The organism is Planctomycetota bacterium, from assembly GCA_018242585.1.
Classification (GTDB): domain Bacteria; phylum Planctomycetota; class Planctomycetia; order Pirellulales; family PNKZ01; genus JAFEBQ01.
Window position 1 is genome coordinate 272032 of record JAFEBQ010000027.1, and the last position, 11605, is coordinate 283636.

Sequence of the window (11605 nt, forward strand, 5' to 3'; positions counted from 1 at the left end):
AAGCAACCGAGGTCGCGTCAGCGACAAGAAACCATTGTTGTGCGTTCACTGAATGGAGATACTGCCGAAGGCATCTGTCTTCGCATAGGCATTTCCGAGCTGGTCGATACTTAATGGTCCAAAAGCGTCACGTCGTCGATGACCAACTTTACGTTCACTTCATTACTTTCTCGGTTTATCGAAAGCGCAAGCTCCTTTCCCGTGACGTTCCTAAGCGATTTGTTCTTGGCACGTTGAATCGTCAGCTCAAGGAATTCGGTGCGGCTTGCATAGGGTTTGTGATCATGCCAGATCATGTACACGCGCTCATTTGGCTACCCAAAACGCATCAACTAGCCAAGTTCATGCGAGCCTGGAAGCGCTCATCGAGCATGCAGATTCGGAACTGGTTGCAGAAGCGAGCTCCGGAATACTGCTTAGCTGCCGGGGAGAGTCCGAGGTTCTGGCAGCCCAAGTATTATGCGTTTGAGATCTATGAACCTGACAAACTGCACGAAAAGCTGGTCTACATGCACAACAATCCCGTGAAGGCCGGACTTGTAGAGCAGGCGACCGATTGGCGCTGGAGTTCGGCGCGCTGGTATGATCAGCAACGTACCGTCGGTGTGCCGATTACCTGGATTGACTAGATACTAGCTTGACGCCGTGTTCATCGAGTTTCTTGTGGCTGCGCCACCCTGGTTGCTGGCGCAATCAGGGCCACTCCATGTTTGGGGTCCGACGCGACAGCAGCTTACTCCCTGTTGCGATTGTGCTTGCCGCGGCGCTTGGCCGGCTTGCCGGTGGGCTTGCTGCCGCGTTTTTCGTGCTTGGCGGGGCGGGGACGTTTGCTGCCACGCGGTTCGTGACGCTGGCCGCCGTGCTTGGCGTCCTGGGGGCGTCCCAGGTCGCGCACCAAGCGCAAGTCGAGCACGCGCCGCTCGATGTCGACTCGGGCGATCTTCACTCGCACCCGATCCCCCAACCGGTACTGATTGCCGTGACGGCGGCCGGTCAGCGAATGGGTCGCCTTGTCGTACATGTACCGGTCGTCTTCCAACGACGTGACGTGAATCAGCCCTTCGGCCGGCAGCTCGATCCCTTGGGCGAACAAGCCGAACGATTCGACGCCGGTCAGCACGGCGTCCATCTCTTCGCCAATGCGGTCCTGCATGTACGTCAGCAGCTTGATCTTGACCAGCTCGCGCTCGGCGTCCTCGGCGCGGCGCTCGTTGGCCGAGCAGTGCTGACCTTGAACCATCAACTCGGTCTCGTCGCTGGCCGCTTTGCCCTTGTGAACGAGCGAATTGACCAAGCGATGAATCGTCAGGTCCGGGTAGCGGCGGATCGGGCTGGTGAAGTGACAATAACACTTGCTGGCCAGCGCGAAGTGACCTTCCTCGACGGGGCTGTACTCGGCCCGCTGCAAACTGCGCAGCACGGCGTAGTTCACGGCATATTGCTCGGGCTGTCCCGCGACGTCTTTCAGCAACTGCTGTAGCTCGAAGCGGCTGTGCATCCCTTCGGTCTCGAAGCCGAGCGCGGTCATGAACTCGTTGAGCGCCTTGAGCTTTAGCGGCGACGGCGCGGCGTGGACGCGCCGCAGGAACGCCACCCCGGCGTCGGCCAGCTTCTCGGCCACCGCTTCGTTGGCGGCCAGCATGAACTCTTCGATGATCTGATGGCTGACCGTATTTTCGACGCGGACGGCGCCGGTCACCTGGCCGCTCTTGTCGAGCTTGACCTTGATTTCTTGCATGGTCAGCTCGAGCGCCCCACGCTTGATTCGCCGCCCGCGCAGAATCATCGCCAGCTCGTGCATCCGCCCCAGAAGCGAGTGTACCTCGGGCGTCACTTTCTCGCGCCAGGCCTCGGGATTTGCCAGGTACTCGTCGACTTCTTCATAGGTGAACCGCCGCCGGCTGCGAATGGCGGCCGAGTGCAACTCAACGCCGGTGCGAATCCCCTCGGGCGAGAAGTCGATGAACGCCGTCTTCACATACCGAACTTTGTCGGGCTGAAGACTGGCCAGGCCGTTCGAGATCAGCTCGGGCAGCATCGGGATGACGCGATCAGGCAAGTAAACACTCGTGGCGCGCCCGTACGCTTCGCGATCGAGCGCGCTGCCCGGCCGCACAAAGTGGGACACGTCGGCGATATGCACGCCCAAGCGCCAGTGCCCTTCCGAGTTGCAGGCCAGCGAAATCGCGTCGTCAAAGTCGCGAGCGTCGATCGGGTCGATGGTGATGATCACCTCGCCAGTCAGATCAGTGCGCCCCGGCGGAATTGATTCGTCGAACCGGTCGGCTTCGGCCCGGGCGTCTTGCAACGTCTCGTCATCGAACTCGTCGGGCAGGTCGAACTGCCGAATCACCGTCAACGTGTCGATGCCCGGTTGACCGCGCGCGCCCAGTACTTCGACGATCACCGCTTCGCCGTCCTGCCACTGAGTGGGGAAGCGGAGCATCTCGATCACGACTTGGTCGTCGGTCTGGACCGTGTGAGCGCCCGGGTCGCCGACCGCGATTGGCCGATTGAACAACGTGCCGTTGACTTGCACAAACGCGCTGCCGCCGGCCTCGAAATAGCTGCCGACAAAGCGGCGCGTCTGGCGTTCGACGATCTCGACAATCTCGCCACGCAAGCCGCCGAAGCGACCGTCGCGCTTGCCGCCACCTTTCTTCTTGGCGCGGACCAACACCACGTCGCCAGTGGCCGCGTCGAGTGAGTCTTCCTGGGCGATATAAATGTCGCGATCGCGCCCTTCGCTCGGCGCGGTATTGGCGGGCCGCACGAAGCCAAAGCCCCCTTGTGCCCGGCGAAATGTTCCGGTGATCGTCTCGCCGCGATGTTTGGTCTTCTGCTGGCGATCGTGCAACTCGTGCTGGCTGAGGCCCGGCGGGCCGACGCGGTGCTTGGCGCCGAACTTCAGCTTGCCTTGCTTGACCAGTCGCTTGACCACCCGGCGAAACGCCACCGTGTCCTCTTCCGAGACATTGAGCTGCTCGGCCAACACTCGCGGCTTGACCGGCCGGTAATTCTCTTGATTGACAAAGGCCACGATGGCCTCTTCCCAAGGTTCACGCTTGGAATTCTGTTCACTCATAAAACTGACTTACTCTGAGACTTTCTGACCTCGCTGGAGGTCGATGCGGAAAATATTTTGATGTGCGCGGCTTGCGCGACAAACACACCTCCCTTGCAGGGAGGGGCAGGGGGGAGGGTAAATGCGTTGGTGGCCAATGGACACTGCGCTCAGAGCCCTTGCTCATTTGCGCGATGCGTTTTGGCCTGCGACGTTTTCACCCTCACCCGCTCGCGTTGCTCGCGCGCGACATTGCTTTCAGCTTGACGCGGGACCCTCATCCGGCGGCTAGCGCCGCCACCTTCTCCCGGGGGGAGAAGGGTTCGCCCGGTGTCGCGCACGCCGCTGAGTTTTGTCACCCGCCGAATTATCGAATGACCTACCGGCCGTTATTGTCTTCGGTCGGAGCGCCTTTGAACAGCTTGCGCGCGAGCGCCTGGTTGAAACTGGTCCAGGGGCTGTCCAGGTTCGGATCGTCACGCATCAACTGGGCGAACGAATGGATCCGAGCGTCCATCGTGTCCAGCAAATTGAGCGCCATGGCTTCCAGGGTCATCGGCAGCTTGGGGCTGCCATACTCGTACTGACCATGGTGCGAAACGATCATGTGCTTGAGCCTGAGCGCCATTTCTTGCGGGAAGGGTTCTCCCGCCAGTCGCTCGGCGTCGCGCAACTTGGCATCGAGCATGCCAACGGCCATGACGAGGTGGCCGATCAGTTGCCCTTCGTCAGTATAGCTAAAGCCCCGGTCGTAGGCCAGCTCCTCGATCTTGCCCATATCGTGCAAGAAAGCGCCCATCATCAGCAAGTCGACATCGAGCACCGGATAGCACGGCGCCACGGCGCGAACCACCTGCATCAATTGCAGCACGTGCTCGAGCAAGCCGCCGATGTAGGCGTGATGGTTCTTCACGCCGGCCGGCGCTCGGGTGAACCGACTCATGAACTCGGCATCGGTCAAAAAGCATTCGGCCAGGTTCCGCAGCGCCGGGTTCCCCAGGCTGCGCAGAATCTTGGCCACCTCGACCGCCATCCGATCGATCTCGGCCGGCGTCAACGGCATGAAATCGGCCGGATCGACTTCTTGCTCGCGCGCCCGGCAGATGTTCGTGAAGATCAGTTGGATCGCCCCCTGGTAGAGCTGGGTCGCTCCCTCGACCCGGACGAACTCCCCGTCTTCAAAGCCGCGGTAGTCTGCCTCGGTGGCGTTCCACATGCGGCCGCTGATCGAACCGGTCCGGTCCGACAGTTCAACCTGCAAGTAAAGGTTGCCGTTCCGGTTGGGGCGGAGCTGTTTTTGCGCGGCCAGAAAAATCTGGTCGATCGAGTCCTGATGCCCAAGTTCCTTGACGTTGCGCCGCGCCATGTCTTGCCTTTGCGTGAAACTCCGTTGCGTCGAAGCGATCGGGACGTGGTCCAAAGACCGCCGGCCCGACGCTTTAAGCTCATGATGATAACAGTCAACCGGCGAATGGGTAAGGTGCTGGGATTGTCGCGAACATCTTGTCGTCGATGGGGTTCTTTGATTCTGGGCGCTGCTTTAGAATGCTCGCTTTGCCCAGACCGCTCATTCACGACCGCCCAGTAGTTCAAGGACGTTGCTATGCGTTGGAGCCAGACGCTCATCCCCACCATGAAGGAAACGCCCGAAGGGGCGGAAATCCCCAGCCACATTCTCATGGTCCGCGCCGGCCTGATCGGCCAGTTGATGGCCGGGGCCTATACGTACTTGCCGCTGGGGCTCCGTGCGCTGCGCAAGGCCGAGCGCATTGTCCGCGAGGAAATGGACAAGGCCGGCGCTGTCGAAGTGCTGATGCCGGCGCTGACGCCGATTCAGCTTTGGGAGCGGACCGGCCGCGTCGAAGCGTTCGGCAACGTCCTGATCAACTTTAAGGTGCGTCGCCAGAACAAACAGGTTCACATGGCCCTCGGTCCCACGCACGAGGAAGTGATCACCGATCTCGTGGCGCACCATGTGAATAGCTATCGCCAACTGCCGATCACGCTTTATCAAATTCAGACCAAGTTCCGCAACGAGGAACGCCCCCGTTTCGGCGTGCTGAGGACCAGCGAGTTCCTGATGAAGGACGCCTACAGCTTCGACACCTCGATCGAAGGGCTGAACGCCAGCTACGACAAGATGTACGCCGCCTATTGCCGCATCTTCAGCCGCGCAGGCTTGAAGTACCTGGCCGTCGAAGCCGAGAGCGGGCCGATCGGCGGCGACGCCAGTCACGAGTTCATGGTCGTGGCCGAGCACGGTGAAGACCAGGTCGTCCACTGCGAATCGTGCGGCTATGCCGCCAACCTGGAACGGGCCGACATCGGCGAGCGGAAACCGCCGGCCGCCAAGGCCGAGGCGGGCCCGTTGATCAAGGTCGACACGCCGCAGGTCGGCAGCATCGACGCGGTCTGCAAGTTGCTCAAATGCCAGTCCGCCGAAATGGTCAAGACGCTCATTTATGTTGCCGACGGCAAACCGGTGGCTATCCTGGTGCGCGGCGATCACGACGCGAACGAAGGGAAGGTCCGCCGCGCGCTGAAGGCCACGAAGCTCGAAATGGCACCGGCCGACGTGGTGCAACAAGTCACCGGCGCGCCGGTCGGCTTTGCCGGCCCGGTCGGCCTGAACGTGAACATGTGGGCCGACAAGGACGTGGCCGCAATGGTGCAAGCCGTCGTTGGCGCGAACGAAGGAGACAAGCACTACACCGGCGCGAAGCTGGGGCGCGATTTCAATCTGCCAGCCGGGCAGTTCGCCGATCTGCGCAATGCAACTGAGGGCGATCCTTGCCATCGCTGTCAAAAGCCGCTGGCCATTCGCCACGCCATCGAAATTGGCCACGTCTTCAAGCTGGGGACCAAGTATTCCGAATCGCTCGACGCCCGCTTCCTTGACGCCAAGGAGCAGCAGCACGCGATCATCATGGGCTGCTACGGGATCGGCGTGAATCGGATCCTCGCGTCGTTGATCGAAAGCAATCACGACGAGAACGGCATCATTTGGCCGATGTCGCTGGCGCCGTACGAGGTCATCGTTTCGCCGTTGAATGCCGGCCAGGCCGATGTGATGCAAGCGGCCGAGTCGCTTTACAAAGAGCTGCAACACGCCGGCGTTGACGTGCTGCTCGACGATCGCGACCAGCGGCCGGGCGTGAAGTTCAAAGACGCCGACCTGATCGGCATTCCGCTGCGCGTGGTGGTCGGCGGTCGCAGCCTGAAAGACGGCCAACTCGAAATCAAGTGGCGCAACCAGCCCGAGCCGAGCCAGATTCCGCTGGCCGGCGCGGCCGCCAAGATTGCCGAGCTGGTCAAGGCCCAGCGAGACGTCAATGCCTGAGCCCGACGCCACCAGCGATGCGACTCACGCGATCCCCGCACCGGGTGACAAGCCAGCACTGGCCGCCAAGCCAGCTTTGAGTCGCAACGTCAAGGTGCTGGGCTGGTGCAGTCTGTTGAACGACATCTCGAGTGAGATGACGTTCCCGCTGTTGCCGCAATTCGTCACGCACGTGCTGCACGGCACGGCAGTCGACCTGGGCTGGATTCAAGGGCTGGCCGATTCGGTGGCGAGCTTACTGAAGCTCACGTCCGGCGGCCTGTCCGATCGGATCGGCGCTCGCAAGCCGCTAGTGATCCTGGGCTATGGGCTGACGGCACTGGTGCGACCGTTGGCGGGGCTGGCGACGTTGCCTTGGCATCTGACGGCCACATACGTGACCGATCGACTGGGCAAGGGGATTCGCACCACGCCGCGCGACGCCCTGATCGCCGAGACGACCGCGCCGAGTCAACTGGGCCGGGCGTTCGGCTTTCAGCGGGCGATGGACCATCTGGGGGCGTCGATCGGCCCGCTGATTTCCACGGCCGTGCTGGCGCTGATGCACAGCAATCCCGTGGCCGTGCGCTGGTTGTTCTTTGGAACGATCATTCCAGGGATCGGCGTGGTGCTGTTGCTGCGGTTCGGCCTGCAAGATGTGCCACCGCACGAGCTTCACGACAAGAAGTTCTCGCTCAGCTTGAAGCCCTTCGATGGAAACTTCCGGCTGTTTCTGCTGGCGATGTTGATCTTCACGCTGGGCAATTCGAGCGACATGTTTCTGCTCAAGCGCGCCGAAGATTTGGGGATGCCGGGGTGGCAGATTCCGTTGCTCTGGCTGGCACTGCATCTGGTGAAAAGTTCCGGCAGCATCGCCGCCGGCGCGGTCGTGAACCGGCTGGGGGCGCGACCGATGATCGTCGCCGGCTGGGCGATCTATGCGTGTGTCTATCTGACGATGGCGTTTCTGACCAGCGCGTGGCAAGTCTGGCCGGTGTTTCTCGTCTATGGCATTTACTACGCCGTGACCGAACCGATTGAAAAGAAGTTCGTGGCCGATCTAGCCGGACGCGAGCGGAAGAGCATCGCCTATGGCTGGTACAACTTCGCGATGGGGCTTGGCGCGTTGCCGGCCAGCGTGCTGTTCGGGTATTTGTACGAAAGTCTCGGCGCGCTGACTGCATTCGGTTTCGGCGCAGGCATGGCCGCCGTCGCGGCGGGGTTGTTGACGCTGGTGCGCGCGCCGCGGCCAGAAGTTTCTCACGCTTAGCGGTCAAACTATGGGCCAGCCTTCACCACATGCTCCGGTCGTACGCCTGGTCGCGGTGATCACGCGCCATGCCGAAGCGCTGTCCTGGGCCGAGCAAACGCTGGCTGCCGCGTGGGGGCCGATTGCGCTGCGCAGTCCGACGTTCGACTTTGCCCAGACCGATTACTACACCTCGACGATGGGTGCCGGCCTGGGCAAAACATTCCTGGCCTTTGAACGTCTGGTCGACCCCGGCGAGCTGGTCGAGTGGAAGTACCAGACCAACGCTTGGGAGGACGAGTTTGCGGCGCTCGGACGCCACCCGGAGCCGCGGCCGTTGAACCTGGACAGCGGCTACATCTCGCCGGCCAAGCTGGTGCTGGCGTCGACCAAGGACCACGCCCATCGCATCTACCTCGGTCGCGGCATGTACGCCGAGATCACGCTGTTCTACAAGCACAAAGCCTGGCGCGACCACGAATACACGTTCCCCGACTACCGCCGCGCGGACTATCACGCTTTTTTCGACACCGTCCGCCGCTGGCTGCGAGCGCAAGCTAGCTAAACCAGGATTGCCAGAATTCGCCCCTCGGCCGACAATCGAGCGTCGGCCGTATGGCCACACGGATGTAGAAGGATCGAATGAATGGTTCAAGGAGTGACGATGCGCGCGCGACCCTCAGTCTGGCTTGGCCTTTTCCTTGTGGGCGTCGCGCTCGGGTTAACCGGTTGCCCGGCGAAAGAGCCGGCTAAGCCTGAGACGCCCGCCGCGCCGACGCCTCCCCCGCCCACGCCCCCGACGACTCCGGTGCCGCCAGCAACCGTCGAAGCGCCCAAGCGGCCCGCCGCACCGTCAGCGCCCGTAGCCCCTTCGGTCCCCACGGCCGCCGGCGCGCCCAAACACGACCCCAATGCCAAGCACCAGCCGTTGTTCGTCGACTGGCCCAAGCCTGACGTCGCGATCCTGATCACCGGCGAACAGATGGGGTACATCGAGCCGTGTGGCTGCGCGGGCCTGGAGAATCAGAAAGGCGGCCTGAGCCGTCGGCACACACTGGTCAAGCAACTTGCCGAGAAGGGCTGGCCGGTGTTGCCGGTTGACCTGGGCGAGACGATCAAGCGGTTCGGCCTGCAGCAAGAGATCAAGTTCCAGACCGCCGTCGAGTCGCTTCGCGCCATTGGCTATGAAGCGGTCGGCTGGGGGCCGGACGATCTGCGCTTGCCGGCGGGCGTTTTGGCGTCGAGTGTCGCCGAGACCGATGGTTCGCCCAGCCGGTTCGTGGCGGCCAACGTCGGGCTGTTCGCCATCGACTCGGGGCTGACCAGCCGCTATCGCGTGGTCGAGCGCGGCGGGCGCAAGCTGGGCGTGACGGCCGTCCTGACCGACAAGCTGCAAAAAGATGTGAACAACGAAGACGTTAAGTTCGTCGCTGCCGAGACGGCGCTCGACGAGGTGACCCCCAAGCTCGCCGCCGAAAGTGATTTCCGGATTCTGCTCTGCTATGGCGAACCCGAGGAAGCAGCGCGACTGGCCAAGAAGTATCCCCAGTACCAGGTCGTGGTCACCGCCCACGGGGCATCGGAGCCGCCCGCCGAACCCAACCGAATCGAAGGGACCGAAACACTGTTGATCGAAGTCGGACACAAGGGGATGTTCGGCATCGTGCTGGGACTATACGCCGACAAGGCCGCTCCGGTGCGCTACCAGCGGGTGCCGATCGATGATCGGTTTGTCGACTCGGCCGAGATGCAAAAGCTGAAAGAGAATTACCAGCAGCAACTCAAGACCCTCGGCTGGGAAGGATTGGGCCTGCGGCCAAAAGCTTTCCCGCGGGCGAGCGGCCCGACCGACCCGAACGGCCAGTTCGTTGGCTCGAAGGCCTGTGCCGAATGTCACCCGACGGCGTACGGCATTTGGGCCGAAACGCCCCACGCTCACGCCACCGAGACGCTGGCCAAGCTGACTCCGGCGCGGCAATTTGACCCCGAGTGCATCAGTTGCCACGCGACGGGCTGGAACCCGCAGGAGTTCTTCCCGTACGCGTCGGGCTTCGTCGGAATGGACCAAACGCCGCACTTGATGGGAAACGGCTGTGAAAACTGCCACGGCCCCGGCGCCGGCCACGTGGCGGCCGAGCGGGGAAGCGACGCGGCCTTGCGCGATGTGGGTCGCGACCGGATGAAGATCACGGTGCAACTGGCCAAGGACAAAGCCTGTGCGGCGTGCCACGACTTGGACAACAGCCCCGAGTTCGACTTCTCGACCTATTGGCCGCAAGTCGAGCACAAGGGAAAAAAATAGTCGCGCCGGCGGTCGCATCGGACGCGGCCGGGGTTTAGAACGGTGTGATGTTCGCAACGCTGGCGAAGAGCGTGTTTTTCATCTCGACGTCGGCGCGCGAACAGATGAACACCCCTACCTTGTAGGGAGGCGCAGGGGGGAGGGCAACGACGTCGCGCTAGATTGCGGCGTGACCCTCATCCGGCGGCTAGCGCCGCCACCTTCTCCCGGGGGGAGAAGGGTTTGCGTCTACTCGCTCACGATTGAGGCTCGTCGATGCTCACACTTGCGCGATACGTTTCACTCCTCTCGTTGTCGATCGTTCTCCTGGCCAGCGCAAATGTCATCAGCGCCGAGGCGACGAAGTAGCACGTGTGCGGCATGCCTTAGGGTGGCACGTCCCCAGCGCAGCGCAGGGCGTGGTGAACTGCTCATGCGCCGTTGCAACGAGCACCTGCTTCCCCGCGCCCGAAGGACGGGCGTGCCACCCCAGTTGGAAAGCCCATCGCTTGGGCGGCTGTTTTCCGCACGCTTTCTGGCCCTACAAGGCTGCTGCCACTTACGGTAGAATCGCGGCTTGTTTTTCACCAAAACCGTCGCACGTGCAGCACATGGCCAAGGCAAGCTACAAAGACGCCGGCGTTGATCTCGACATCTACGAAGAATCGATGGCCCGGCTGCCGCGGCTGTTGGCTCGGACCTTCTCGCCGCGCGTGGTGCCGCTGGTCGGCGGCTTTGCCGGATTGTTCCAGTTGGACTTTGCCGGGCCATTGTTCTCGCGCAAGTATGACGAGCCCCTGCTGGTCGCTTGCACCGACGGCGTGGGTTCCAAGCTGACGGTGGCGACGATGGCCGACCGTCACGACACGGTCGGCATCGATTTGGTGGCCATGAGCGTGAACGACGCCCTGTGCTGCGGGGCCGAACCGCTGATCTTCTTGGATTACGTGGCCATGTCGCACGACGACCCGAACCGGCTCGAGCAGATTGTCCAGGGTATCTCAGACGGCTGTCTGCAAAGCGACTGCGCCTTGCTCGGCGGCGAGACGGCGATTATGCCCCGCACGTATCAGCACGGCGACTACGACCTGGCCGGCTTTTGCGTGGGAGTGGTCGAGAAGAAGCGGGTCATCGACGGCAAGGCGATCGCCGCCGGCGACGTGCTGATTGGCGTGGCCAGCAGCGGGTTCCACTCGAACGGCTACAGCCTGGTCCACAAGGTTGTGTTTGACATCGGCGGTTACCAGATCAACGACCATGTCGAGGCGCTCGACCGCACCGTGGCCGACGCTTTGCTAGAGCCGACGCGAATCTATGCCCGGCCGGTGCGACAGATTCTGGCCAACTACACGGTGAAGAGCGTGGTACACGGCCTGGCCCACATTACCGGCGGTGGGCTGCACGAGAACCTGGAACGAATCATTCCCGCGGGATTACAGGCGGTGATTCGCCGCGACTCGTGGCCGGTGCCGAAGCTGTTCACCTGGCTGCAAGAAATGGGCGAAATCGAGCAGGCCGAGATGGACCGCGTGTTCAACATGGGCATCGGCCTGGTCCTGGTCGTCAGCCCCTACTACGCCACCAGCATCCAGCACCAGTTGACCGACATGGGCCTCGAGAACTGGACGCTCGGGCAGATGGTGGAAGGCAGCACGCGGGTTTGCTGGGCCTAGAGCCTGTTATGCACTTGAG

At 62.4% G+C, this 11605-nt stretch carries 8 protein-coding genes; 6 read left to right on the forward strand and 2 right to left on the reverse strand.

Annotation, left to right across the window (positions count from 1 at the left end):
* The first annotated feature begins 113 nt into the window (after window positions 1-113).
* Window positions 114-629 (forward strand): transposase, encoded by a 516-nt coding sequence (locus JSS27_14575; GenBank protein ID MBS0210170.1) that lies wholly within the window; start codon window positions 114-116, stop codon window positions 627-629.
* A 104-nt stretch (window positions 630-733) separates the two neighbouring features.
* On the opposite strand, the gene rnr is transcribed toward JSS27_14575, so the two are convergent.
* The gene (gene rnr, locus JSS27_14580) at window positions 734-3085 is read right to left on the reverse strand and encodes a ribonuclease R (protein MBS0210171.1); all 2352 of its coding nucleotides are present in this window, start codon (window positions 3083-3085) and stop codon (window positions 734-736) included.
* Window positions 3086-3443: 358 nt separating this feature from the next.
* Window positions 3444-4430, reverse strand: coding sequence for an HD domain-containing protein (locus tag JSS27_14585; protein MBS0210172.1), 987 nt, complete (start codon window positions 4428-4430; stop codon window positions 3444-3446).
* A gap of 237 nt (window positions 4431-4667) precedes the next feature.
* On the opposite strand from JSS27_14585, the gene JSS27_14590 reads away from it, so the two are divergent.
* From JSS27_14590 to JSS27_14610, 5 genes are all read left to right on the forward strand, one after another.
* Window positions 4668-6404 (forward strand): proline--tRNA ligase, encoded by a 1737-nt coding sequence (locus tag JSS27_14590; protein ID MBS0210173.1) that lies wholly within the window; start codon window positions 4668-4670, stop codon window positions 6402-6404.
* Window positions 6397-7653 (forward strand): MFS transporter, encoded by a 1257-nt coding sequence (locus tag JSS27_14595; protein MBS0210174.1) that lies wholly within the window; start codon window positions 6397-6399, stop codon window positions 7651-7653. Before JSS27_14590 ends, JSS27_14595 begins: the two co-directional genes overlap by 8 nt.
* A 10-nt stretch (window positions 7654-7663) precedes the next feature.
* A complete protein-coding gene (locus JSS27_14600; GenBank protein ID MBS0210175.1) occupies window positions 7664-8197 on the forward strand; it encodes a DUF4416 family protein in 534 nt (177 codons plus the stop codon).
* 243 nt (window positions 8198-8440) lie between these two features.
* Window positions 8441-9934: a hypothetical protein gene (locus JSS27_14605; protein MBS0210176.1), complete on the forward strand. Its 1494-nt coding sequence runs from the start codon at window positions 8441-8443 to the stop codon at window positions 9932-9934.
* Window positions 9935-10524: 590 nt separating this feature from the next.
* Window positions 10525-11586, forward strand: coding sequence for a phosphoribosylformylglycinamidine cyclo-ligase (locus tag JSS27_14610; protein MBS0210177.1), 1062 nt, complete (start codon window positions 10525-10527; stop codon window positions 11584-11586).
* Window positions 11587-11605: the final 19 nt, after the last annotated feature.

Excerpts from the sequence above, each read along its gene's own strand:
- rnr (MBS0210171.1), bottom strand. The coding sequence starts at position 3,085 with ATGAGTGAACAGAATTCCAAGCGTGAACCTTGGGAAGAGGCCATCGTG.
- JSS27_14585 (MBS0210172.1), bottom strand. The coding sequence starts at position 4,430 with ATGGCGCGGCGCAACGTCAAGGAACTTGGGCATCAGGACTCGATCGAC.
- JSS27_14595 (MBS0210174.1), top strand. The coding sequence starts at position 6,397 with ATGCCTGAGCCCGACGCCACCAGCGATGCGACTCACGCGATCCCCGCA.
- JSS27_14610 (MBS0210177.1), top strand. The coding sequence starts at position 10,525 with ATGGCCAAGGCAAGCTACAAAGACGCCGGCGTTGATCTCGACATCTAC.
- JSS27_14590 (MBS0210173.1), top strand. The coding sequence starts at position 4,668 with ATGCGTTGGAGCCAGACGCTCATCCCCACCATGAAGGAAACGCCCGAA.
- JSS27_14600 (MBS0210175.1), top strand. The coding sequence starts at position 7,664 with ATGGGCCAGCCTTCACCACATGCTCCGGTCGTACGCCTGGTCGCGGTG.
- JSS27_14575 (MBS0210170.1), top strand. The coding sequence starts at position 114 with ATGGTCCAAAAGCGTCACGTCGTCGATGACCAACTTTACGTTCACTTC.